Raw genomic sequence first — 24,197 nt, forward strand, 5'->3', positions numbered from 1 at the left:
GCCTTTTCATTGCCACCCCGGCGCCACGCTGCCGGGGCAGCGCGACGTGCGGGGGCGCGGAGCACTACGCCGCGCGGCGGGCAGCCACGGCCCGGCTGCCCTGCTCCAGCTTGAACACCGCCACCGATTCGCTCAGCGCGTGCGCCTGTTCTTCCAGCGCGCGGCTGGCCGCGGTGGCTTCTTCCACCAGCGCCGCGTTCTGCTGGGTCACCTGGTCCATCTGCACCACCACCTGGTTCACCTGCTCGATGCCGGCGGCCTGTTCCTTGGTGGCTGCGGCGATATCGCTCATCAGCTGGTTGGTGCGTGAGCTGGCCTGGGTCAACCGGGCAATGGCGGCTTCGGATTCCACGGTCACGCTCAACCCGGTCTTGACCTTGTCGCTGGCCTCGCCGATCAGGTCCTTGATCTCCTTGGCCGCCGTACCCGCACGCTGTGCGAGCGTGCGCACTTCGCTGGCGACCACGGCGAACCCGCGCCCGTTCTCGCCGGCACGCGCAGCCTCCACGGCGGCGTTCAGCGCCAGGATGTTGGTCTGGAAGGCGATGCCGTCGATCACCGAGGAAATCTCGGAGATGCGCGCGGAGGATTTGTCGATCTCGCTCATCACCGTGGCCATCTGTGCGATCGCCTGTTCGGTAGCGCGCACGGCAACGCCGGACGCGTGCGCTTCCTGGTCGGCCTGGCTGGCGAGCTCGGCGTTCTGGCGCACGGTGGAGGTCAGCTCTTCCATCGAGGCGGCGGCCTCTTCCAGGTTGGCGGCCTGCTGCTCGGTACGACGCGACAGGTCGTTGTGGCCGGCCGCCAGCTCCTGCGCGGCGTCGTTGATGCTGCCAGCGGCGCCCTGGATCTGCTGCACGATAGCGGTCAGCTGAGCGGCGGTGACGTTGGCATCGTCGCGCATCTGCGCGAACACACCTTCGTAGTGGCCTTCCATGCGCGTGGTGAGGTCACCGGTGGAAATGGCGCGCAGCACCTCCGACAGATCGGCAATGCTCGACTGCGAGCTGGCCATCATGCCGTTGAGGTTGGCCACCATGGCGCGGAACTGGAACTGGAACGCGGCTTCGTCGCCACGTACCGAGAAGTCACCGGCGCGCGCGGCGCTGGCCAGCGTATCGATCTGCTGGTTGATCGCCATCAGGCTGGTCTTGACCGTGGCCATGGTGCGGGTCAGCAGCGCCTTCTCGCCCGGGTAGCTGTCCAGGTCACGACTGAGGTCGCCGATGGCGTAGTCGGCCATCACATCGACCATGTGCGACTGCACGGCAACGTGCGAGCCGACCAGTTCGTTGGTAGCGCGCAGCATGCGGCCGTAATCGCCCGGCAACACGGCCGCGTCCATCCGGTAGCTGATCGCGCCGGCTTCGTGCTGCTGCGCCATCTGCAGCTGCGCGGTGATCGCGGCCTGCACGTTCTGGCGCACGCTGCCCATCGCGTTGCCCAGCAGGGTGAGCTCGTCGCGGCCGCCCAGGCGGAAGTCCTGGTCCAGCTCGCCACGGGCCATGCGGTCTGCCAGGCCCACCGCGCGGGCCAGCGGGCCGGTCAGGCTGCGCCCGATCAGGATCGAGGCGGCAATGCCGACCAGCAGCGCGATGCCACCGAGCACCAGCAGCTGCAGCAGGGTGCGCTCGCCCAGGCGGATCGCTTCGGCAGCGGCCTCGCGGCTTTCCTTCTCTTCATAGGCCACGCCATTGGCGAGCGCCTTGTTCCAGCCATTGGCCGCTTCCTGCACCGGGCCCAGGGTCAGGGCGACGGCGCCGGGGAAATCGCCCTGTCCCATCAGCTCGCTGGTCTGCTTGTTGAGCGGGCGTGCGGTGGCGCGCCTGGCCGCGATCTGCTCGCCGATCGCCTTGCCTTCGGCATCGGTGGGCAGCGCCTGGTAGGCGGTCCAGCTGGCCTCATAGCGCTTGACCAGCGCGGCTATGCGCGCCTCGTCGGCCTCGCGCTCCTGACCCTGGCGGATCAGCATTTCACGACGCACGACCATCATCTGGTTGTTCGCATCGAGCATCTCCGACAGCAGTCGCACCTTGGCGACGCCAACCTCGACCACCTGCTGCATCGCGTGCTTCTGCACCGCGCTGCCGGTGGCACCGGTGGCCACCACGGCCGCCACCAGCAACAACAACAGGCCAAAGCCCATACCAAGACGCCAGACCACTCTGACGTTACGCAAAAAATCCATGGGGACATCCAAGAACGTGGGGGGTGAGGGGGTATCGGCCCCCTGTTGCGCGTTCTTGACCACACTTTCTTAACAACTCGGCCGCGGTTCACGTTGCCACCGCCATGGCCGGGCGCTTCCTACCCAGAGTGGGTAGGCTCGTACCCAGTTTGGGTATCCAGGCCCACAGAGGCGCCGCCCCACGAAAAAGCCCCGCTTTCGCGGGGCTCCATCGTGCATCTGCCTGGACTGGGGCAGTGCCAAGCTGGGCTCGGCACTACCGGGGCACTCAGGCGAACGGATCCTGCAGGACCATGGTGTGGTCGCGGTCCGGGCCAGTGGAGACGATGCTCACCGGGCAACCGGCCAGCTCTTCCAGCGCGCGCAGATAGGCGCGGGCGGCCGGCGGCAGGTCGTCCCAGTTGGTGATGCCGTGGGTGTTCTCGGTCCAGCCCGGGAACTCCAGGTACACCGGGGTGCACTCTTCCCAGCCCTGCGCGTCCAGCGGGGCGTACTCGGTACGCTTGCCGCGGTATTCGTAGGCGATGCAGACCTTCAGCTTTTCCATGCCGTCCAGCACGTCCAGCTTGGTGATGCACAGGCCGCTGATGCCGTTGATGGCCACGGCGCGCTTGAGCGCGACGATGTCCATCCAGCCGCAGCGACGCGGGCGGCCGGTCGAAGCGCCGTACTCGGCACCGCGGTCGCGGATGCCCTGGCCGACTTCATCGTCCAGCTCGGTCGGGAACGGGCCACCGCCGACGCGGGTCGCGTAGGCCTTGGCGATGCCCAGCACGTAGTCGATCGCATCGGCGCCGACGCCGGCACCGGCCAGTGCGCCGCCCACGGTGGTGTTGGAGCTGGTGACGTACGGGTAGGTGCCGTGGTCGATGTCCAGCAGCGCGCCCTGGGCGCCTTCGAACAGCACGCGCTTACCCTGCTTGCGCAGGTCGTGCAGGATGCCGGCGACGTCGGACTTCATCGGCTCGACGTATTCGCCGAAGGCCAGGGCTTCGTCGTAGGTCTTCTGGAAGTCGACCGCGTCGGTCTTCAGGTAGTTGGTCAGTACGAAGTTGTGGTAATCCAGCGCGGTGCGCAGGAGTTCTTCCAGCTGGGCCGGGTAATGCAGGTCGGCGATGCGGATACCGCGACGCGCCACCTTGTCTTCATACGCCGGGCCGATGCCACGGCCGGTGGTGCCGATCGCCTTGCCGCCGGCAGCGCGTTCGCGCGCCTGGTCCAGGGCGATGTGGTACGGCATGATCAGCGGCGCGGCCGGGGAGATCTTCAGGCGCGAACGCACTTCCACGCCGGAGGTTTCCAGCTCGGCGATTTCCTTCTGCAGCGCGGCCGGCGAGATCACCACGCCGTTGCCGATCAGGCACAGCGCGTCTTCGCGCAGGATGCCCGACGGGATGAGGTGCAGCACGGTCTTCTTGCCATTGATGACAAGGGTGTGGCCGGCGTTGTGGCCGCCCTGGAAACGCACTACGGCACCGATTTCCTCGGTGAGCAGATCGACGATCTTGCCCTTGCCTTCATCGCCCCACTGGGCACCAAGCACTACGACAGACTGACCCATGACGGGCTCCTCATATGTTGCGGCCATCGGGGCCGCGGACGGGTAAACCGTGGCAGGGCTGGCCAGCGCGGTGATGGCGGCTCCAAACGGGGAGCGGCCGGCGATGGAAGGCCCAGACACGGAAAAAGCCGAACGGGGAGGCCCGTCCGGCTTTTTTGCATTATCCGGGTTTCCCTGGGCAGGTGCCACCCCGGTGGAGGCGGGCGTTGGCAACCGGTCAGGACCGGGGTCCGTAGCACCGGGCTCTGCCCGGCCGCTGGTCCGATCCGGTAGTGCCGCCCGCTGGCCGGCTCCGGTAGTGCCGGCCGCTGGCCGGCTCCTCAGCCAAGGTCGGAAGCCGGGCAGAGCCCGGCGCTACGCGTGGCGGAGCCACCACAGGGTGGTCAGCCCGGCCAGCAGGATCGCCCCGCCCCAGGTGCGCAGCGTGGCGCTGCGCAGCATCAGCAGCTGTTCGGCCATGCGCTTCCAGGCCAGCGGAGCGGCGAACAGGAACAGGCCTTCGAGCACGGCCACCAGGCACAGGGCCGAGAACAGGTCTTTCATGACATCTCCACCAACAAAACGGGGACCCGGTCTGCACCGGGTCCCCGTGGGGCTACCTGCCGCCTGCGTCCTCAGCGATCGCTCTTGAGGTACTGCAGGAACGGGTCGTTCTTGTCGAGCACGATCACGCCGTTACCGTCGGCCATCGACCCACGATAGGCCTCCAGGCTGCGGTAGAAGGCGTAGAACGACGGGTCGGCCGAGCCGGCCTTGCCGTAGATGCGCGCGGCTTCGGCATCGCCGGCACCGCGCAGCTGCTGCGCATCGCGCTCGGCTTCGGCCACGATCACCGTGCTGTCGCGGTCGGCCTGGGCGCGGATGGTCAGCGACTGCTCCTCACCCTCTGCACGCAGCTTGGCCGCTTCCTGCTTGCGCTGGGCGCGCATGCGCTCGTACACATCGTTGATCACCTGGCTGTCGGTGGGCAGGTCGATCTGCTTGATGCGCAGGTCGATGATCTGCATGCCGAGGCCCTTCACCGCTTCGTTGATGCCGGTCAACTGCCCGGCAATCAGTTCGCTGCGGTCACCGGACACCAGCTGCTGCAGCGAGCGCGAGTTGATCTGGTTGCGCAGCGAGTCGGTGATGATCGGGGCCAGGCGCGCATCGGCCACGCTGGCATCGCCACCGGTGGCACGGTAGTAATCGCGCACGTTGGAGATGTACCCGATGGCGAAGAAGTCGACGCTGACGTCCTTCTGCTCGGCGGTGAAGTAACGCGCCGGGGCAGTGGCAAGCACCTGGAAGCGGCGGTCGAACACCCGCACCGTTTCCACCAGCGGCACCTTGAAGTGCAGGCCCGGCTTGATGTCCGCACGGACCACCTTGCCCAGGTTCAGCACCATCGCGGTCTGGTCCTCACGGACCACGTACACCGAGCCCAGCAGGCCCAGCAGGGCGGCCACGGCCAGCCCGATCCAAAGGGAACTCTTCATCGGCTGACTCCTTCACGACCGGTGGGGCGGGTGGTCGGGCGTTCGGTATTGCGCACCCCATCCACCGGCGTGCTGGCCGGCAGCGATGGCAGCATCACTTCCGGGGTCACGGCCGGTGCGGCCGGTGCGGCAGCGCCGCGGTTGTCGCCGGGCATCGGCACGTAGATCAGCTGGCGGCCATCGCCACCGATGATCTTGCGGTTCTGGCCGAGCACCTGCTGCACGGTTTCCAGCCACAGGCGCTTGCGGGTGACTTCCGGGGCGTCCTTGTATTGGGCCTGCAGCAGGGTGAAGCGTTCGGCGTCACCCTCGGCCTTGGCCACGGCCGCCTGCTTGTAACCTTCGGCAGTGGTACGCGCACGCGAGGCCTGGCCGCGCGCTTCCGGCACCACCTTGGCCGCGTAGGCCTGGGCTTCGTTGATCAGGCGTTCCTTGACCTGCTGGGCGCCGTTGACCTCGTCGAAGGCCGGCTTGACCTCCTCGGGCGGGCGCGCATCGGGCAGGGTCAGGCCGGTCACGGCCAAGCCGGTGCGATAGGCCTTCAGTGCGGCCTGCAGGCGCTCCTGGGCCACCAGTGCCAGCGGGCCACGGTTGTTGAGGACCGCGTTGAGGTCGGCACGGCCCACCTGCTCGCGGACCGCGCTCTGCGCGGACTGCTCCAGCACCTGGTCGGCCGCGACCGTCCCGAACAGGTACAGGCGCGGGTCGTCGATGCGGTACTGCACGTTGACCGAGACGTTGACGATGTTCTCGTCACGGGTCAGCACCGGTACCTGGCTGCTGAACGTCTTGATCTGGGTGGCATTGACCTTGGTCACCGATTCGATCGGCCAGGGCAGCTTGAAGTTGGGGCCGGGCTGCAGGATCCGCGAGAACTGGCCGAAGCGCAGCACCACGCCGCGTTGCTGTTCGCCGATCAGCTGGAAGCTGGAGAACAGCAGCAGCAGAACCACCGCGACCGCCACCCAACGCAGGATGTTGCCGTCGAAGAGATCCTTGAGCGGGCCGGGAAACCCGCCCCAACCGCTGCCATTGCCGCCACCGCGGGGTCCAAACGGCCCTCGTCGGTTCTCGTCGGGACCTTGTCCGCCCTTGTTGCCGCCGGGTGTATTCCAGGCCATGCACGCTCCATCAGTGAAAGGTTGCCTGCGGGCCATTCCGCACCGTCAACCATGAATCCGGTTCGATTCTACTAGATGGGGCGGATTGGCAGGATTGGAAGGGGCAACGTGCCGAAGGGAGCGATTCATGCGCCACCGCCACGGGGGTCCCGGCCCACGCGGGCACCGGGTAAGGTGTCGTTCCACACCCCATCAGGCCACCCCATGCCCCTCCCCGACCGCTTCAACGCCTTCCGCATCCACCAGGACGAGCACGGCCACCGCAGCGGCATCGAGGCCATCGGCCTGGACCAGCTCAACCCGGGCGAGGTGGTGATCCGCGCGCAGTGGTCGTCGGTGAACTACAAGGATGCCCTGGCCGGCACCGGCAAGGGCCGCATCCTGCGCCGCTTCCCGCTGGTGGGGGGCATCGACGTGGCCGGCACGGTGGTGGCCTCCACCGACCCGGCCTACCGCGAGGGCGATGGGGTGCTGGCCACCGGCTGCGGGCTGAGCGAGACCCGCGACGGCGGCTACAGCCAGTACGTGCGGCTGGCAGCGAGCGCAGTGATCGCCCAGCCGGCCGGGCTGAGCCCGCGCGAGGCGATGGTGCTGGGCACCGCGGGCTTCACCGCCGCGCTGGCGCTGCTGCGCATGACCGACAACCGGCTGACTCCCGCACATGGCCCGCTGGCAGTCACCGGGGCCACCGGCGGGGTCGGCTCGCTGGCGGTGGACATCTTCAGCCGCGCCGGCTTCGAGGTGCATGCCGTCAGCGGCAAGGCCGACCAGGCCGACTACCTTCACGGGCTGGGCGCCAGTCAGGTGTTGCCGCGCGAGGCGCTGGCCACGGGCAAACCGATGGAATCGGCGCGCTTCGGCGGCGGGCTGGACAATGCCGGTGGCCCCATGCTGGCCAGCATGCTGGCGCAGACGGTGCCCTACGGCAGCGTGGTCAGCGCGGGCCTGGCGGCCAGCCCGGCGCTGGACATGACGGTGATGCCCTTCATCATCCGCGGTGTGTCACTCCTGGGGGTGTCTTCGGCGGCTGCGCCACGCGCGCTGCGCGAGCAGGTCTGGGAAAAGCTCGCCGGCGACTGGAAGCCGCGTCACCTGGCGACCATCTGCACGCGCGAAGTGGGCCTGGACGGATTGGCCGACGTGTTCGAGGCGATGCTTGCAGGCGGCGCAGTAGGCCGCACGGTGGTGCGGATCGACTGAGCGTTGCAGGGGGGCGACGGACGGCATGCCGGACGCTTCCCGGCCATGCGCGCGCCGCACTACACTGCGGGCATAACCTGGGGAACAACATGGCACGCATTCTGATCGTCGACGATTCACCGTCGCAGCTGCTGGGGATACAGCGCATCGTCGAAAAGCTCGGGCACGAGATCCTGACCGCCACCGATGGCGCCGCCGGGGTGGAAGCCGCCCGCGCGCAGCTGCCCGATCTGGTGCTGATGGACGTGGTGATGCCCAACCTCAACGGTTTCCAGGCCACCCGCACGCTGGCGCGCGATGCGACCACCAAGCATATTCCGGTGATCCTGGTGACCACCAAGGACCAGGACACCGACCGCATGTGGGGCATGCGCCAGGGCGCCAAGGCCTACATCACCAAGCCGTTCTCCGAGGACGAGCTGTCCGAAGTGCTGGAGCGGGTCTTCAGCAACCAGGAACCGCCGACGGCGTGAGCCCGGCGGTGGGGTGAGCCGACCAACGGTCGGCGCCTCCCCAAAACCGGCCGGTAGGTACCGACCGTTGACCGGTACGCAACGCCGGTCGGCACGCAACGCGCAAGAATGGCCGGTACGCCGATGCAACGGCGCACCGCCTGTCTCACACCTTTTCGCCGAACGCCTTGGCCAGGGCCTTGTAGGCCTTCTTCTGCGCCTCTTCGGTCGGGGCCGGCGCCACGATCTCCAGCTCCACGATCTGGTCGCCGTCGGGATTGCCCGGCAGGCCGCGACCGCGCAGGCGCAGCTTGCGCCCGGCATCGGATTCGGCCGGCACCTTCAGTTCCACCGACCCGCCCAGCGTGGGCACGCTGATGCTGGTACCCAGCGCGGCCTGCCACGGCGTCACCTGCAGGGTGTACAGGATGTTGCGGCCGTCGACCTCGAACTGCGGGTGCTCGGCATATTCCACTTCCAGCAGCAGGTTGCCGCCGCCGGTGCCCTGCCCGGTCAGCCGGATCACTTGGCCGGGGCGGATGCCCTTGGGCACGCGCACGTCCAGCTGCTTGCCGTTGACGTTGATGCGCAGGCTGTCGCCGGTGTGGGCTGCTTCCAGCGGCACCGACAACTTGGCGCGGGTATCGCGGGTGGGCTGCGGGCCCTGGCTGGCGCCGCCGAAGCCACTGGCCCGGCCACCGCCACCGCCGCGCTGGCGGGCGAACAGGCTTTCGAAGAAGTCACTGAAGCCGCCACCGCCGGCGCCGCCGCCAAACACTTCCTCGTAATCGAAGCCCTGCCCGCCGCCGTAGTTCGGCGGTGCATGGAACTCTTCGCCCGGCCGGTAGCCCTGGGCCTTGAGCTGGTCGTACGCGGCGCGCTTCTGCGGGTCGCGCAGGGCCTCGTAGGCCTCGTTCACGGCCTTGAACTTGTCTTCCGCCCCGGCCTCTTTGCTCACGTCGGGGTGGTACTTGCGCGCCAACCGGCGGTAGGCCGTCTTGATCTCGGCATCGCCCGCGGTCGGTTCCACCCCGAGCGTGGCGTAGTAATCCTTGAATTCCATCGATACACCTCGAATAAGTTCGGTCGCCCGCGCTGGCGGGCACCGTCCCGCAATTCTAGCTGCTGCCGTCGCCGCTGCCGTGACGCGCAGGCTTGATCCGGCGCAATGCGCCACCCACGGGCGGCGGCTACGCTGGCCCCGGCAGCGCTGCTCTGCCGTTGAAATGGGTGCCCACGCGTTTTTTTCAACGTTTTGACGCCACCCTCCCACCCCGCTCACTACGCTGTCCGTGTCCAAGGAGTCCGCATGACCATCCACGTTGGCGACCGCATTCCCGAAGTCACCCTCAAGCGCATCCGCGAGGGCATGGAGACCATCGACACCCATGCCCTGTTCGACGGGCGCCGGGCGGTGCTGTTCGCCGTGCCCGGTGCGTTCACGCCCACCTGTTCGGCCCGCCACCTGCCCGGCTATGTGGAGCACTTCGCCGATTTCCGCCACCGCGGCATCGACGTGTTCTGCATGGCGGTCAACGACCCGTTCGTGATGAAGGCCTGGGGTGAGAGCCAGCACGTGCCCGACGGCCTGCAGCTGCTGTCCGACGGCAACGGCGAGTTCACCCGCGCGCTTGGCCTGGAGATGGATGCCAGCAGTTCCGGCATGGGCCTGCGGTCGCGCCGCTTCGCGCTCTACGTCGAGGACGGCGTGGTGCGCCAGACCTTCATCGAGGCCCCCGGCCAGTTCGAGGTCTCCTCGGCAACCTACGTGCTGGAGCACCTGCCCAGCTGAACCCACGCAACAAAGGAACCCGGCCAGCCATGTCAAAGCCAGCCAAGCAACCCAGCTCCGCCCCCGCCCCCCACAGCGCGCGTCCTGATGGCATCAGCGACACCGCCACCCTGCGTGCCCGCGCGCGCAAGGACATCGACGATGGCGCGATCACGCCGACCTACAGCGCCGACCGCGAGGCGGTGATCAAACTGCTCAACGATGCACTGGCCACCGAGTATGTGTGCGTGCTGCGCTACTACCGCCACTACTTCATGGCCAAGGGCATGCTCGCCGATGCGGTCAAGGCCGAATTCCTGGAGCACGCCCAGCAGGAGCAGGCGCACGCCGGCAAGCTGGCCGAGCGCATCGTGCAGCTGGGCGGCGAACCGGACCTCAACCCGGACACCCTGACCGCGCGGTCGCATGCCGAGTACAAGGAAGGCAAGGACCTGCGCGACATGGTCCGTGAGAACCTGATCGCCGAGCGCATCGCCATCGACAGCTACCGCGAAATGATCAACTTCGTGGGCGACAAGGACACCACCACCAAGCGCATCCTCGAAGAGATCCTGGCCCAGGAAGAGGAACACGCCGACGAGTTCGCCGACCTGCTGGACGGGTGGATCGGGGAGTAATCCCGCCGCCGAAGGACGTCGGAAACGGGTAATGCCGGCCGCTGGCCGGCGCGCGAACGACCGAACCGGTCACAGTGCACTGGATGCACGCGAGGTCGCCCGCCGCTACCGCAGGATGCGGAACCGCACCTGCGTCCAGGCACCATCGGAGGCCAGCGCGGTGAGTGTGTGCTCACCGGTTTCGTCGAAATCGCACTGGAACAGGCGCGCGCCCTCGGTGCGTGCGATCCAGCGCCCATCCAGCAGCCAGTCGATGCTGTTGTCGTTGCCCAGCGCGCGCAGCTGCAGGCGCACGCCGTGTTCGGCATTGGGCGCGCGGGCCAGCGTGGCGCGGTCGTTGAGGCCCTCGATGTGCAGGCTGCCTCCGCTCTCGCGTCCATCGTCGCTGCAGTCCGGGGACAACGCCGGGAGCTGCGACGCATGCCGTTGCGCCAGGGGCAACCACGGTGACAACAGGGCCGGCCAGCGCGCGATCTCGCGCACCTCGGTCTCGTGCGGCAGGCGGCAGTCCGGCGACACCCGCAGGCCGGTGCGTGCGTCCACGTTGAAGCGCTGGCGCCCCGGCTGCCACAGCCGCGCGTCGCGCTCGGCGAAGGTGGGCGGCACCACGCCATCCAGCACGAACGCATCCAGGCGGCGCTGGCACAACGCGTCCTCGGTGCGCTCGGCCAGCTCCCCGGTCGGCCAGCAGATCGCCTCGCGGGTCACGTTGGGCGGCATCGGCGCGCCGCTGGCATCGCCGGCCTGGCGCGGCAGGCTGTCCACCACCTCGAACATCAGCGGCAGCGCGGTCACCGCGCCGTACTGCCCGGGCAACGGCGTGCCATCGGGCCGGCCCACCCACACCCCCACGGTGTAGTGGCGGGTACTGCCGATCGCCCACGCATCCCGGTAACCGTAGCTGGTGCCGGTCTTCCACGCCACGCGCGGGCGCCCGGTGACATCGAAGGTGCCGCTGCCATACCCGGGCCGCGGATTGGACTCGAGCACCTCGCGGGTGATCCACGCCGCGCCCGGCGACATCAGGCGGCGTTCGATCACCGGGTCGGCCGCGGTATAACGCACACGGCCGGCGATGCCGTTGCGGTTGAATCCGGCGAACGCACCGACCAGGTCTTCCAGGCGGGCGCCGGTGCCCCCCAGGATCAGCGAGAGGTTGGGCGCACTGCCATGCGGGAAGCGCAGGGTGATGCCAGCGTGCGACAGCCGCGCGGCGAAGCGGGCCGAGCCGACCCGGTCCAGCAGGTCCACCGCCGGCACGTTGAGCGACAACCGCAACGCCGTGGCCGAACTGACCGGGCCGTTGAAGGCCGCATCGAAATTGCCCGGGCGGTAACCACCGAACGCCTGCGGTGCATCCACCATCAGGCTTTCCGAATGGATGAGACCGTCATCCAGCGCCATGCCGTACAGGAACGGCTTGAGCGTCGAGCCGGGCGAGCGCCAGGCCTGCACCATGTCCACGTGGCCCAGCCGCTGTTTGTCGCCGAAGGCCACCGAACCCACGTAGGCGCGGGCTTCCAGGGTGCGGTTGTCGACCACCAGCAACGCAGCGGACGTCCGTTCGGGCAGCTGCGAGAAGTACGACGACACCCGTTCTTCCAGCGTGCGCTGCAGGCCGATGTCCAGCGTGCTTTCGATCCGCGCCGCACGCGGCTGCGCCGAGCGCAGCCGTTGCGCCAGCAGCGCGGCATGCAGCGGCGGCTGCAGCGCGCGGGTGACCACCGGCTCGATGCGGGCATCGTCCACGTCGTCACGGCTCCACACGCCCAGCGCGACCATGCGCTCGAGCACCTTGTCGCGCGCGCGTTGTGCCGCTTCGGGGTGGCGGTCCGGGCGCAGCCGGCTGGGCGCCTGCGGCAACACCGCCAGCAACGCCGCTTCGGCCTGTGACAACCGCGCCGCGGGCTTGCCCAGGTAGGCCCAGCTGGCCGCCTCCACGCCTTCGATGGTGCCGCCATACGGTGCGCGCTCCAGGTACAACGCCAGGATCTGCGCCTTGCTCAGGTGCACTTCCAGCTGCACCGCGCGCAGCATCTGCTTGGCCTTGCCCCACGGCGTGCGCGTATGCGGGTCGAGGATGCGCGCCACCTGCATGGTCAGGGTGGACCCGCCGGACACGATCCGCCCCTGCAACAGCCATTGCTTGCCGGCACGCAGCAGCCCCCACGGGTTGATGCCCGGGTGCCGCCAGAACCAGCGGTCTTCGTAATTGAGCAGGGCCTGCAGGTACAGCGGCGATACGCTGTCGATGGACGCCGGGTACCGCCACACGCCGTCGGCATCGGCGAACGCGCGCAGCGGCGTGCCGTCGCGGGCGACCACCAACGTGCTGGTGTCACGCAGCTTCGGCAGCGGCGGCGGGAACGCCAGGTCCAGCACCAGCAGCAGGCTGAGCACGGCCACGGTGCCCCAGCGCAGCGTGGGCAACAGCCACGGCCGCGCCCGTCGTGCCAGGCGCTTGAAAGGGTATGACGTCATCGGCTGAACGACAGCGCGGTGCGGGCCATCGCCGTGGCGACGGCCCGCACCCGGCTCACGGTTGGACCACGGTCAACGTGGTCGGGTAGCTGCGGCCCACCCCACGCAGGTCGGGGCGGTACATGTCTTCCACCAGCGGCGGCGGCACCGTGTAAGTGCCCGGGCTGACCGCGCGCACCAGGTAGAACACCTTGGCGGTGCTGCCCCGCGACAGCTTCAGCGCGGCCACGTAGCGGTCGTCGCGGAACTCTTCGTGGCGAAGCGTGGCGGCATCGCCACGGTCGTTGACGTTGAGTCCGTCCACCACTACGTCGGCCCACTGCTTGGCATCGCCCAGGTTGAAGTTCTCGATCTCCAGGCCCGCGGGCAGCAGGTCGGTGAGCAGCGCGTCGGGCATGTCCACGTTCGGGGTGATGCTGACCCGCACGATCAACGCCTCGCCTTCCTTCAGCGCACGCGGCGTCCACGGCTTGCCGTCGGTGGTGTACCAGGTGCGTTCCACGCCCAGGTGGCGGCTGTCCGGCTCCGGCGCGGTGCGCGGAATGCCGGCCACGTCCAGGCTGGCGAACATCGGCGGCTCCCCCTGCGGGGTGAAGCGCACGCCCTTGGCCAGCGCGGCGTAGTCGAAGCTGCGCCCGAACAGGCGGCGCGCGGCGATGGCCTCCACCTCGCCGCCCACGGCCAGCTCGCCGGACACCAGCTTCTTCTGGTTGGCCGACAGGGCCTTGCCCAGGCGCGCGATGGCCACCTGTTCCTGCGTGCTCAACCACAACCCGCTGCTGCTGCGGCGTGCATCCAGGGCCCGTCCCAGGTCGACTGCACGCGCGTCATAGCCCGGCTTGGACAGCTTGCGCTCGTGCAGCAGCGCGATCATCAACGCATCGTCGCGCACCGCGCTGCCGTAGTCACCGAAGTACTGCGGGCGCTCGCTGCTGGGCTTGGCGAAACCGGCGGCAATGGCCGCATCGCCGCGTTTGTGGTCGCCCTGCAGCGCCAACGCGATGCCCAGGTGGACCAGCGGCAGGCCGGTCAGCGCCTTGCTGCGTTCGTTGTCGTACAGCGCGCGCAACGTACCCAGCGGCGCGCGATTGACCCGGGCAAGCACGTAACCGGAATACGCCTGGTTGGCGAACTTGAGGTTCTCCCGGCGATCTTCACCGTAGAACTGGTTGCCACCGGACAGCAGGTCTTCGCTCAGGCGGTTGAGTGCCTTCTGCAGCACGGTGTCGGGCACCGCGAAACCACCGTCCTTGGCATCCAGCAGGAACTCGGCGATGTACGGGGTCAGCCACGGGTTCACATAGCCGTCGTCGCCCCACATCGAGAAGTTGCCATTGGCCACCTGCATCGAGGCCAGCCGGCCGAACGCGCCTTCCATGCGCTCGCGGCGGGTCTTGGCATCCAGGCCATCGGCGCCGAGCATGGCCGAGGTCGCCTCGTCCAGCATCAGCGCCGCGTAGCCCTTGCTGGTGGTCTGCTCGGCGCAGCCATAGGGATACTTCAGTGCATCGTTGAGCGCGCTGGCAAACGGAATCGGCGGCAGCGCGCTGACCAGCATGCGTGCGGTCACCGAATCGGTCATCAGGCCATCGGCCAGGCCGCTGCCCATCTCCACCGCGCCCAGCGGGTCCAGCGTGCGGGTCTGCGAGCGCAGGATCTGCGGCCAGGCCGCGCGCACCGGCAGGTCGTAACGGCGGTCTACCTTGAAGCCATTGCCGTCCACCCGCACCCGCACCTTGGCCACGGTGTAGCCCTCGCGCGCGGTCAGCGGGAAGCTGAGGGTGGTCTTGCCGTCGGCCTTGAGCTGCAGCGTGCGGGTCGGTTCCCCCAGGGCGAGCGGACCGATGCCCTCGACCTGCACCTTGAACTCGCCCGGCGTGCCGGTGAAGTTCTGCACGTCCAGGGTGACCGTGCTGCGGTCGCCCGGCGCCATCACGCGCGGCATGCTGGCTTCGGCCAGGATCGGCGCGCGCACCACCGTTTCCACATCGCGCTTGCCGTACTGGTCATCGGAATACACCACCGCCGACACCCGCAGGGTGCCGTTGAAGTCCGGCACCTTCAGCGCGACCCGGGCGATGCCCTTGGCGTCGAGCTTCACCGGGCCGGAGAACAGGTCCACGGTCTGCACGCGCGCGGTGGGACGCTTGGCCTGCGGCATCGCCGCCAGTGCCATGTCGCCGCCGAACTTGAGCTTGCCGCTGCTGCCGTCGAAGCTTTCGATCACGCGGCTATAGATGTCATAGGCATCCACGTCCAGGCGGCGCTGCGCGAAGAAGTGGCCGGCCGCGTCGGGCACCGGGAAGCGGGTGATATTGAGGATGCCCACGTCCACCGCCGACACGGTCACGTGCGCGACCTTGCCCGCCAGCTGCGGCGCGCTCACCGTCACCGGCAGGGTCTGCTCGGGGCGCATCTGCCTGGGCGCCGACAGGCCGACCGCGATCTGGCGCGCCTTGCGGTCCATCGGCACGTGCACCACGCCCACCGCACGGGCCGGGGTGATCTTGCTCGGCGCACTGCCGCCACGGAACACCAGCGCGGTGATGTAGACGTCGTGACGCTCCCACTCGGCGGTGACCGGGATGTCGAAGGTGCTGCCCGGCTTGGCGTCGATCTCCTGGACGTACAGCATCTTGTCGCTTTCCACCATCAGGATGCCCTTGCCGGCATGCGGCGGGGTGACGGTCACGCGGACCTTGTCGCCGGCCTTGTAGCCGGTCTTGTCCAGGCCCAGCTTGATCTTGTCCGGGCGTGCATCCAGGCCGCGGTTGTCGTCGTTCCAGCTCCAGCCGGCGCGGAACGGATAGCGGCTGGTCAGCCCGGTGGTCGGATCGAACACCTCCAGGCGGTACTCGCCCCACTCCACCGGCAGGTCGACCGTGGTGGCCGCGGTGCCGGCGTCGACGGTGCGGGTGTCCTTGTTCTCGAAGCGGCGGGTGAAGTCGTAATCCCAGCGGTTGTCGTTGAAGGTCCAGTGGTAGTCGCGCAGCTCGCGCACCAGGGTGATCTTCAGCCCCTTGGCCGGCTGCGGCTTGCCTGCGGCGTCCACGCGCATCACTTCGAAGCGCGCGGTGCTGTTGGCGTCGGCGCCGTCATCGGGATTGAACAGCGGACGCACGCCGACCAGCGCCGGCGCCGGCCACATCACCCGCTTCAGGGTGCGGGTGACGGTGCGCCCGCCGGTTTCGTACACGCTGCCGGACACCACCACCGCGATCGGGGCGGTCGGCTTGACCTCATCGGGCAGCGCCACGTCCTGGCGCAGCTTGCCGTCGGCGGGGAATTCGGTGTCGATGATGTCGCGTGCCTCACGCGGCAACGCGATGGTGGGGTCACCAAAGAAGTAGCCCGGCAACGCCTCCACCGGGGACTGCTCGGCCGCCACGGCCAGGCGCGCGGTGAAGCGGTTGCCGTCGGCGGGCGCACCGTACAGGTAGGCCGCATCGGCGATCAGCTTGAGCGGCTCACCCGGCTTGAGGGTCTTCTGGGCACTGTCCAGGTCCAGCTTCATGCGCTCGGGCAGGAACTCCTCGATGCGCAGGGTCATGCCCTGGATGGCTTCCTTGCTGGCCGGGTTGGTGCGGAACTCCACCTGCCAGCGCCCGGTCGGGGCTTCGGCCGGAATGGTCTGTTCGAAGCTGAAATAACCCTGCTCGCCCGGCTGCAGGCGGGTTTCGCGGAAGGTCTTGCCGTCCGGCTGCTTCAGGCGCAGGAAGACCGGCTGCGGCTTGGTCGGCTTGCCATCGTTGTCGCGCAGCAGCGCGGAGATGCGCACCGTTTCACCGGGGCGGTACAGGTCGCGGCCGGACCAGGCGAACACGTCGAACCAGGCGTTGTCGCGCCCGGCCACCGCGAACTCGCTCAGATCCAGCGCCGGCTGGTTGAACGGCAGCATCGAGGTGTCGGCACCGCTGCTGGCGATCAGCACGTGGCTGGCGTCCAGGGTGTAGTTGAGCAGGGCGTTGCCGTTGCCGTCGGTACTGCCCTTGAGCACCACCTCGCCCTTGCCGTCGAGAATGCGCAGCTCGATCTTCTTCAGCGCCGCCCCGCTCTGCAGCGAGGCGGTGTGCACGAACAGCTTGTCCTTGTAGGCGCGGGTGTGCAGGCCGATGTCGCTGACGGTGAAGAAGGCGGTATCGAACTCGCTCTCGAACGAGCCGCTGCGCTTCATCACCGCGAAGTACAGGCCGGGCTCCTGCAGCTGCTTGATCTCCTGGGTGGGCAGGTAGGTCAGCACGCGTTCGTTCTGCTTGCCGCCCAGCACGAACCGGTTGACGTACACCGGCTCGGCCAGCTTGGACATCGGCACACGGTCGTCATAGTCGCTGTCCAGATCCCAGCTGCCGCGACGCCCGCCGCGCTGGTACTGGCTGAAGAAGGTGGGCAGCTGGTTCTCGCGCACGCGCAGGAACTCCACGTCCACTTCCTGCACGTTCACCGACACCACCGGCAGGCCACGGCTGTCCTTGGCCGGCAGCACGCTGCCCTGCGAAGCGAAGCCGGCCACCGGCTTGAGCTCGCCGGTGAACACTTTCTGGCGCAGCTCCTTGCCGATGCGGCTGCCATCGGCGGCCAGCAGGTCGGGCGAGACGATCAGGTTGTATTCCTTGGCCGCCTCCACGAACGGGTAGCGCAGGGTCAGGCCGTCATCGGACAGGGTCCAGCTGCTGTCCTCGGTGCCCACCTTCTCGGCGAAGCGGACCAGCGCGTCGAAATCCTGGGTGCCCACCAGCGGGCGCGAGAATTCCAGCGCCAGCGACACGCCATCGCCTTTCTGATCGGGGTAGGCCCGCACCAGGGTGAACTCGCTGACCTTCTCGGCCTTGGCCGCGATCGGTGCGCCGGACGGGGTGGGCAGCTGCCCGCTGTTGTTGCGGTTGCAACCCCCGATGCCCAGGGCGAGCCCGGCGACCAGCGCCAGGCCCGCGATTCCCTTCCAGCTCCACTGCCCGACCCGACTGCGGCTAGCCATGATGACGCTCCTTGATCAAGGCGGCCAGTATAGAGGGCGACCCGGCTTGAGCGGTGTCCGGGGCGCGCGGGGCAAGGGTCGGTTGTGTGGTAGCCGACCAACGGTCGGCTCTACCCGGGCAGGTAAAGGTCTACGTAGTCGTGCACGGGCATCGCTTCCAGCACCACCGGGTCCAGCGAGGCGTCCAGGATGCGGCGCTGCTGCTGGGTCGGGTAGGTGGCGGTGAGGTGGGCGCGGAACTTGTCCTCCAGCAGCGGGATGCCCTCCGCGCGGCGGCGGGCATGGCCCAGCGGGTACTCCACCTCCGCATCCAGGGTGCTGCCGTCGGTGAACGTCACCGCCAGCGCGTTGGCGATGCTGCGTTGGTCCGGGTCCAGGTAGTCGGCGGTGTAGCGCGGCTCCTCGACGCAGGTGATCTTCGCGCGCAGCGCATCGATGCGCGGGTCGGCGGCCACGTCGTCCTCGTAGTCCTCGGCCACCAGGCGGCCGAAGATCAGCGCGATGGCGACCATGTACTGCACGCAGTGATCGCGGTCGGCCGGGTTATGCAGCGGGCCCGGCTTGTCGATGATGCGCAGGCAGGCCTGCTGGGTGCGCAGGGTGATGTGGGCGATGTCCTCGCTGCGCTTGCCAGCCGCGCGCATCCGCGCGTGCAGTTGCATCGCCGCCTCCACGGCGGTCTGCCCGTGGAATTCGGCCGGGTAGCTGATCTTGAACAGCACGTTTTCCATCACGTAACTCCCATACGGGCGCTGGAAGCGGAACGGCTGCTCGCCGAAGCTGACATCGTAGAACCCCCAGGTGGGGGCGGTCAGCGCACTCGGGTACCCCATCTCGCCCGCCGCGGCCATCAGTGCCAGCCGCACGGCGCGGCTGGTGGCATCGCCGGCCGCCCAGCTTTTGCGCGACCCGGTGTTGGGCGCGTGCCGGTAGGTGCGCAGCGCCTGCCCGTCGACCCAGGCCAGCGACACCGCATTGAGCATGCGCTCGCGGTCCAGGCCAAGCAGGTGCGCGACCACGGCGGTGGAGGCCACCTTGACCAGCACCACGTGGTCCAGCCCGACCCGGTTGAAGGCGTTTTCCAGCGCCAGGCAGCCCTGGATTTCATGCGCCTTGACCATCGCCGCGAGCACGTCGCGCATGGTCAACGGCGGGCGCCGCAGCGCTTCTGCGTTGCGGCTGAGCCAGTCGGCGGTGGCCAGGATGCCGCCGAGGTTGTCCGACGGATGGCCCCACTCGGCAGCCAGCCAGGTGTCATTGAAGTCCAGCCAGCGCACCATCGCGCCGATATTGAAGGCCGCCTGCACCGGGTCCAGTTCGAAGCGCGTGCCCGGCACGCGCGCGCCATTGACCACGCGGGTGCCAGGCACCAGCGGGCCGAGCAGCTTGCTGCAGGCGGGAAACGCCAAGGCCGCCAGACCGCAGCCCAGGGTGTCGATCAGGCAGTGGCGCGCGGTGCTGAAGGCCAGCGGCGACTCCACCCGGAAGTCGCGCACGTAATCCACGATGTCGGTCATGACCGCATCCCATGGCGGTCGCTGGTTGCTGCTGTTGTCGTGACCGGACATCGTGATCTCCTGTTGAACCTACAAGGTGTCGCCGGGTACCCGCACCGTACCTTCCATCAGCACGCGCGCACTGCGGCTCATGATGGCCTTGGTGACCGTCCACTGCCCGTCAACGAACGCCGCCTGTGCGCCCACCCGCAGCGTGCCGGACGGATGCCCGAAGGTCACCGCCTCGCGCTCGCCGCCACCGGCGGCCAGGTTGACCAGCGTGCCGGGGATCGCGGCGGCGGTGCCGATGGCGACCGCCGCGGTACCCATCATCGCGTGGTGCAGCTTGCCCATCGACAGCGCGCGCGCGTGCAGGTCGATGTCGCCGGCCGCGATCTGCTTGCCGCTGGAAGACACGTAGTCCTGCGCGGGCGCAACGAAGGCCACTTTGGGCGTGTGCTGGCGGGTGGCGGCCTGGTCGATGCTGTCGATCAGGCCCATGCGCATCGCACCGTGCGCACGGATCGCCTCGAAGCGGGCCAGTGCGGCCTTGTCCTCGTTGATCGCCGGCTGCAGTTCGGTCCCGGTGTAGCCCAGGTCGGCCGCGTTGAGGAAGATGGTGGGAATGCCGGCGGTGATCATCGTCACCTGGAAGCTGCCCACGCCGGGCACGTCCAGGGTGTCGACCAGGTTGCCGGTCGGAAACATCGACCCGCCCTCGCCGTCGCCATCATCGGACGGGTCGAGGAACTCCAGCTGGATCTCGGCCGCCGGGAAGGTCACCCCGTCCAGTTCGAAATCGCCGATCTCCTGCACCTGGCCGTCCACGATGGGCACGTGCGCGAGGATGGTCTTGCCGATATTGGCCTGCCAGATCCGCACGGTGCAGGTACCGTTGCGCGGGATGCGCGCCGGGTCGATGAAGCCGTTGCTGATCGCGAACGGGCCCACCGCCGTGCTGAGGTTGCCGCAGTTGCCGCTCCAGTCGACGAACGCGGTGTCGATGGCGACCTGGCCATACAGATAGTCCACGTCATGATCGGGCACCGACGCGGCGGCGATGATCACGCACTTGCTGGTGCTGGAGGTGGCACCGCCCATGCCGTCGGTGTGCTTGCCATACGGGTCGGGCGAGCCGATCACGCGCATCAGCAGCGCATCGCGGGCCGGGCCCGGCACCTGCGCCGCCACCGGCAGGTCGGTCAGCCGGAAGAACACACCCTTGCTGGTACCACCACGCAGGTAGGTGGCCGGAATGCGGAGCTGGGGGAGGAAGGTCATAGCGGATGCCCTGGAAGTCTCGGAAAAATCAGCGCTGGGCGACCAGCGCGGGAAGAGGATGACGTTTGTGCGCGGCCAGGGCGCTGCGCTGCTCCCAGCGGAACAGCCACAGGATGGCAATCTTGGTGCTGCCGCTGACCAAGGCCAGCAGCAAGAGCGGCCAGCCCAGGTGCAGCCCCATCGCGAAGGCGAACACGACAGTGGAAATATCCATCAGCAGGATCAGCTGGCTCATCCGCAGCGATACCGCACCGGTGCGGCCGGAGCGCCAGATCAGCAGGATCTGGTGCGCATACCCCTGCGCCAGCAACGCGGTGATGGCCACGATCATCGCCGAGGCCAGCACCCGCCCTTCGTCGACGTGGCGCTGCCCCCACACCAGCCCGGCCAGCGCACAAAACAGTGCCACGCAGGCCAGCGCCAGCCCGGTGGTGGCCGCGCGGCTGCGCCGGTCCGTCCAGATCTCGCGCAGGATCAGCAGCACCAGCACCGAGGCGAGCAGGCGCGGCCAGACAATGAAGTGGTTGAACGGCTGGATGGTGTAGCCGTAGACGAAGAACGACAGATAGGCCAGGAAACTGACCGTGAACTGGTTGAGCGACAGGATGTCGGTGGCGCCACCGTTGGCCGCGCCCGCGCTGCGGCGGCGCCAGACCGTGCGCAGCTGCGCCCACACACCGACCAGGCTGAGCAGGATGAACGCGGTGTTGATGATGCCCGCCACGGTGTAGAACATGTCGCCGACCGTCCTGTCTGGTATCGCTTGCCAGCGCATCGGTGGCCCCATGCCACCGACGCTGCGGGCGCGCACACCGGGTGCGCGCCCGTGTTGCCCTCACGCCACCTGCGCAGCTTCCAGGAAGTCCTGGGCGAAGCGCTGCAGCACGCCACCGGCCTCGTAGATGGACACTTCCTCGGCGGTGTCCAGCCGGCAGGTGACCGGCACCCGCAGCTGTTCGCCGTTGCGGCGGTGGATCACCAGGGTGAGCTCGGCGCGCGGCACCCGCTCGCCGATCACATCGAAGGTTTCGGTGCCGTCGATGCCCAGCGTCCTGCGGTTCACGCCTTCCTTGAACTCCAGCGGCAGCACGCCCATGCCGATCAGGTTGGTGCGGTGGATGCGCTCGAAGCCTTCGGCGGCAATCGCCTCCACGCCGGCCAGGCGCACACCCTTGGCGGCCCAGTCGCGCGAGCTGCCTTGGCCGTAGTCGGCACCGGCGATGATGATCAACGGCTGCTTGCGCGCCATGTAGGTTTCAATGGCTTCCCACATGCGGGTGACCTGCCCTTCCGGCTCCACGCGCGCCAGCGAGCCCTGCTTCACCTGACCATCGACCACGGCCATTTCGTTGATCAGCTTGGGGTTGGCGAAGGTGGCGCGCTGCGCGGTGAGGTGGTCGCCGCGGTGGGTGGCGTAGGAATTGAAGTCCTCCTCCGGCAGGCCCATCCTGGCCAGGTATTCACCGGCGGCGCTGCTGGCCATGATCGCGTTGGACGGCGACAGGTGGTCGGTGGTGATGTTGTCGCCGAGCACGGCCAGCGGCCGCATGCCACTGAGCGAGCGTGCGCCAGCCAGCGCGCCTTCCCAGTACGGCGGTCGGCGGATGTAGGTGCTCTGCGCGCGCCACGCGTACAGCGGGCTGATCGGCGCGCCGTGCTCCACCTTGAAGGTGAACATCGGGTCGTAGACCTGGCGGAACTGTTCCGGCTTGACGCAGGCCTTGACCACCGCATCGATCTCGGCGTCGCTGGGCCACAGGTCCTTCAGCGTGATCGGGTTGCCGTCGGCATCATGGCCCAGCGCGTCCTTCTCGATATCGAAGCGCACAGTACCGGCGATCGCATAGGCCACCACCAGCGGCGGCGAGGCCAGGAACGCCTGCTTGGCATACGGATGGATGCGCCCGTCGAAGTTGCGGTTGCCCGACAACACCGCCGTGGCGTACAGGTCGCGGTCGATCACTTCCTGCTGGATTTTCGGGTCCAGCGCGCCGCTCATGCCGTTGCAGGTGGTGCAGGCGAAGGCCACGATGCCAAAGCCCAGCTGTTCCAGGTCGCCCAGCAGGCCGGCCTCTTCCAGGTACAGCTGCACGGCCTTGGAACCGGGCGCCAGCGAGCTCTTCACCCACGGCTTGCGGGTCAGGCCGGCGCGGTTGGCGTTGCGCGCCAGCAGCGCGGCGGAGATGACGTTGCGCGGGTTGCTGGTGTTGGTGCAGCTGGTGATGGCGGCGATGATCACCGCGCCATCGGGCATCAGGCCCTGTTCCTGTTCCAGCTTGCCCGAGGCCAGCTTGGCTTCGTCGGCGATGCCGCGTGCGGCCAGGTCGCGGGTGGCCACGCGCTTGTGCGGGTTGGACGGGCCGGCCATGTTGCGCACCACGCTGGAGAGGTCGAACTGCAGCACGCGCTCGTACTGCACGTTGGCCAGGTCGTCCGACCACAGGCCGGTAGCCTTGGCGTAGGTTTCCACCAGCTGCACCTGGGCTTCCTCGCGGCCGGTCAGGCGCAGGTAGTCCAGGGTCTGCTGGTCGATGGAGAACATCGCCGCGGTGGCGCCGAACTCCGGGGTCATGTTGGAAATGGTGGCGCGGTCGCCGATGGTCAGCGCGGTGGCGCCTTCACCGAAGAACTCGATCCACGCCCCCACCACGCGTTCCTTGCGCAGGTACTCGGTCAGCGCCAGCACGATATCGGTGCAGGTGATGCCCGGCTGCGGGCGGCCGGTGAGTTCCACGCCGATGATGTCGGGCAGGCGCATCCAGGAGGCGCGGCCGAGCATCACGCTTTCGGCTTCCAGGCCGCCGACGCCGATGGCGATCACGCCCAGCGCGTCCACGTGCGGGGTGTGGCTGTCGGTGCCCACGCAGGTATCGGGGAAGGCCACGCCGTCGCGCACCTGCACCACCGGGGACATCTTCTCCAGGTTGATTTGGTGCATGATCCCGTTGCCCGGCGGAATCACGTCGACGTTCTTGAACGCCTTCTTGGTCCAGTTGATGAAGTGGAACCGGTCTTCGTTGCGACGGTCCTCGATGGCGCGGTTCTTCTCGAACGCGGCCTTGTCGAAGCCGGGGAACTCCACCGCCAGCGAGTGATCGACGATCAGCTGGGTCGGTACCACCGGGTTGATCTGGGCCGGGTCGCCACCGGCATCGGCGATGGCGTCACGCAGGCCGGCCAGGTCCACCAGCGCGGTCTGGCCGAGGATGTCATGGCACACCACGCGCGCGGGGAACCACGGGAAGTCCAGGTCCTGGCGGCGCTCGATCAGCTGCCGCAGCGAGGCCTCGAGGGTCGCCGGGTCGCAGCGGCGCACCAGGTTTTCCGCCAGCACGCGCGAGGTATACGGCAGCGTGGCATAGGCGCCGGGCTGGATCGCATCGACCGCGGCCCGGGTATCGAAATAGTCCAGCGCGGTGCCGGGGAGATTCTTGCGGTACTGAGTATTCATGGCTGGCGATAGCTGCTTGTTGGCGGGCCGGGGCGTCGTGACACCGGCAAAAAGGGAGTGGCGACGCCGCAACGGAGACGGGCTGGCATGGCCAGCCCGCTCCG

General features: G+C 68.4%; 16 protein-coding genes. 4 read left to right on the plus strand and 12 right to left on the minus strand.

Features of this window, described 5'->3' with window-relative positions:
• Nucleotides 1–64: 64 nt before the first annotated feature.
• From GQ674_RS13935 to hflK, 5 genes are all read right to left on the minus strand, one after another.
• Entirely contained in the window at nt 65–2,188 is a 2,124-nt protein-coding gene (locus GQ674_RS13935) for a methyl-accepting chemotaxis protein (RefSeq protein WP_159497555.1), read from the minus strand.
• A gap of 268 nt (nt 2,189–2,456) precedes the next feature.
• Nucleotides 2,457–3,749 (minus strand): adenylosuccinate synthase, encoded by a 1,293-nt coding sequence (locus GQ674_RS13940; RefSeq protein ID WP_088432983.1) that lies wholly within the window; start codon nt 3,747–3,749, stop codon nt 2,457–2,459.
• Between the two features lie 354 nt (nt 3,750–4,103).
• Nucleotides 4,104–4,292, minus strand: a complete 189-nt coding sequence (locus GQ674_RS13945; RefSeq protein WP_159497556.1) for a DUF2065 family protein — start codon at nt 4,290–4,292, stop codon at nt 4,104–4,106.
• 71 nt (nt 4,293–4,363) lie between these two features.
• On the minus strand, nt 4,364–5,227 hold the full coding sequence (locus tag GQ674_RS13950) for a protease modulator HflC (protein WP_128098129.1): 864 nt from the start codon (nt 5,225–5,227) through the stop codon (nt 4,364–4,366).
• Nucleotides 5,224–6,348: an FtsH protease activity modulator HflK gene (hflK, locus tag GQ674_RS13955; RefSeq protein WP_128098128.1), complete on the minus strand. Its 1,125-nt coding sequence runs from the start codon at nt 6,346–6,348 to the stop codon at nt 5,224–5,226. The genes GQ674_RS13950 and hflK overlap by 4 nt, the downstream gene beginning before the upstream one ends.
• Nucleotides 6,349–6,552: 204 nt before the next feature.
• On the opposite strand from hflK, the gene GQ674_RS13960 reads away from it, so the two are divergent.
• On the plus strand, nt 6,553–7,548 hold the full coding sequence (locus GQ674_RS13960; protein WP_159497557.1) for a YhdH/YhfP family quinone oxidoreductase: 996 nt from the start codon (nt 6,553–6,555) through the stop codon (nt 7,546–7,548).
• Between the two features lie 89 nt (nt 7,549–7,637).
• Nucleotides 7,638–8,021, plus strand: a complete 384-nt coding sequence (gene pilH, locus GQ674_RS13965) for a twitching motility response regulator PilH (RefSeq protein WP_128098127.1) — start codon at nt 7,638–7,640, stop codon at nt 8,019–8,021.
• A 145-nt stretch (nt 8,022–8,166) separates the two neighbouring features.
• On the opposite strand, the gene GQ674_RS13970 is transcribed toward pilH, so the two are convergent.
• On the minus strand, nt 8,167–9,063 hold the full coding sequence (locus GQ674_RS13970) for a DnaJ C-terminal domain-containing protein (protein ID WP_038686926.1): 897 nt from the start codon (nt 9,061–9,063) through the stop codon (nt 8,167–8,169).
• 246 nt (nt 9,064–9,309) lie between these two features.
• Between GQ674_RS13970 and GQ674_RS13975 the strand changes: the two genes are divergently transcribed.
• Both GQ674_RS13975 and GQ674_RS13980 read left to right on the plus strand, forming a co-directional pair.
• The gene (locus GQ674_RS13975; protein WP_128096978.1) at nt 9,310–9,792 is read left to right on the plus strand and encodes a peroxiredoxin; all 483 of its coding nucleotides are present in this window, start codon (nt 9,310–9,312) and stop codon (nt 9,790–9,792) included.
• A gap of 29 nt (nt 9,793–9,821) precedes the next feature.
• The gene (locus tag GQ674_RS13980; protein WP_159497558.1) at nt 9,822–10,409 is read left to right on the plus strand and encodes a ferritin-like domain-containing protein; all 588 of its coding nucleotides are present in this window, start codon (nt 9,822–9,824) and stop codon (nt 10,407–10,409) included.
• A gap of 105 nt (nt 10,410–10,514) precedes the next feature.
• Here GQ674_RS13980 and pbpC read toward each other — a convergent pair whose 3' ends face one another.
• The 6 genes from pbpC to acnD form a co-directional block, all read right to left on the minus strand.
• Nucleotides 10,515–12,890: a penicillin-binding protein 1C gene (gene pbpC / locus GQ674_RS13985; protein WP_159497559.1), complete on the minus strand. Its 2,376-nt coding sequence runs from the start codon at nt 12,888–12,890 to the stop codon at nt 10,515–10,517.
• 55 nt (nt 12,891–12,945) lie between these two features.
• Nucleotides 12,946–17,865 (minus strand): alpha-2-macroglobulin, encoded by a 4,920-nt coding sequence (locus tag GQ674_RS13990; protein ID WP_159497560.1) that lies wholly within the window; start codon nt 17,863–17,865, stop codon nt 12,946–12,948.
• A 110-nt stretch (nt 17,866–17,975) separates the two neighbouring features.
• On the minus strand, nt 17,976–19,433 hold the full coding sequence (locus GQ674_RS13995) for a bifunctional 2-methylcitrate dehydratase/aconitate hydratase (RefSeq protein ID WP_159497561.1): 1,458 nt from the start codon (nt 19,431–19,433) through the stop codon (nt 17,976–17,978).
• 18 nt (nt 19,434–19,451) lie between these two features.
• Nucleotides 19,452–20,642 (minus strand): 2-methylaconitate cis-trans isomerase PrpF, encoded by a 1,191-nt coding sequence (gene prpF / locus GQ674_RS14000; protein ID WP_159497562.1) that lies wholly within the window; start codon nt 20,640–20,642, stop codon nt 19,452–19,454.
• 28 nt (nt 20,643–20,670) lie between these two features.
• On the minus strand, nt 20,671–21,378 hold the full coding sequence (locus tag GQ674_RS14005; protein ID WP_159497563.1) for a hypothetical protein: 708 nt from the start codon (nt 21,376–21,378) through the stop codon (nt 20,671–20,673).
• A 99-nt stretch (nt 21,379–21,477) separates the two neighbouring features.
• Nucleotides 21,478–24,093, minus strand: a complete 2,616-nt coding sequence (gene acnD, locus GQ674_RS14010; RefSeq protein ID WP_159497564.1) for a Fe/S-dependent 2-methylisocitrate dehydratase AcnD — start codon at nt 24,091–24,093, stop codon at nt 21,478–21,480.
• Between the last annotated feature and the right edge of the window lie 104 nt (nt 24,094–24,197).

Origin of the sequence: Stenotrophomonas sp. 364 (assembly GCF_009832905.1) — a bacterium.
Classification (GTDB): domain Bacteria; phylum Pseudomonadota; class Gammaproteobacteria; order Xanthomonadales; family Xanthomonadaceae; genus Stenotrophomonas; species Stenotrophomonas maltophilia_AP.

What these genes read in the sequence shown, in the direction of transcription:
- GQ674_RS13975 (WP_128096978.1), top strand. Translation starts at nt 9,310, where the DNA reads ATGACCATCCACGTTGGCGACCGCATTCCCGAAGTCACCCTCAAGCGC.
- GQ674_RS13945 (WP_159497556.1), bottom strand. Translation starts at nt 4,292, where the DNA reads ATGAAAGACCTGTTCTCGGCCCTGTGCCTGGTGGCCGTGCTCGAAGGC.
- GQ674_RS13970 (WP_038686926.1), bottom strand. Translation starts at nt 9,063, where the DNA reads ATGGAATTCAAGGATTACTACGCCACGCTCGGGGTGGAACCGACCGCG.
- GQ674_RS13960 (WP_159497557.1), top strand. Translation starts at nt 6,553, where the DNA reads ATGCCCCTCCCCGACCGCTTCAACGCCTTCCGCATCCACCAGGACGAG.
- GQ674_RS13995 (WP_159497561.1), bottom strand. Translation starts at nt 19,433, where the DNA reads ATGTCCGGTCACGACAACAGCAGCAACCAGCGACCGCCATGGGATGCG.
- GQ674_RS14005 (WP_159497563.1), bottom strand. Translation starts at nt 21,378, where the DNA reads ATGTTCTACACCGTGGCGGGCATCATCAACACCGCGTTCATCCTGCTC.
- GQ674_RS13935 (WP_159497555.1), bottom strand. Translation starts at nt 2,188, where the DNA reads ATGGATTTTTTGCGTAACGTCAGAGTGGTCTGGCGTCTTGGTATGGGC.
- GQ674_RS13980 (WP_159497558.1), top strand. Translation starts at nt 9,822, where the DNA reads ATGTCAAAGCCAGCCAAGCAACCCAGCTCCGCCCCCGCCCCCCACAGC.
- hflK (WP_128098128.1), bottom strand. Translation starts at nt 6,348, where the DNA reads ATGGCCTGGAATACACCCGGCGGCAACAAGGGCGGACAAGGTCCCGAC.
- acnD (WP_159497564.1), bottom strand. Translation starts at nt 24,093, where the DNA reads ATGAATACTCAGTACCGCAAGAATCTCCCCGGCACCGCGCTGGACTAT.
- pbpC (WP_159497559.1), bottom strand. Translation starts at nt 12,890, where the DNA reads ATGACGTCATACCCTTTCAAGCGCCTGGCACGACGGGCGCGGCCGTGG.
- GQ674_RS13990 (WP_159497560.1), bottom strand. Translation starts at nt 17,865, where the DNA reads ATGGCTAGCCGCAGTCGGGTCGGGCAGTGGAGCTGGAAGGGAATCGCG.
- GQ674_RS13950 (WP_128098129.1), bottom strand. Translation starts at nt 5,227, where the DNA reads ATGAAGAGTTCCCTTTGGATCGGGCTGGCCGTGGCCGCCCTGCTGGGC.
- pilH (WP_128098127.1), top strand. Translation starts at nt 7,638, where the DNA reads ATGGCACGCATTCTGATCGTCGACGATTCACCGTCGCAGCTGCTGGGG.
- prpF (WP_159497562.1), bottom strand. Translation starts at nt 20,642, where the DNA reads ATGACCTTCCTCCCCCAGCTCCGCATTCCGGCCACCTACCTGCGTGGT.
- GQ674_RS13940 (WP_088432983.1), bottom strand. Translation starts at nt 3,749, where the DNA reads ATGGGTCAGTCTGTCGTAGTGCTTGGTGCCCAGTGGGGCGATGAAGGC.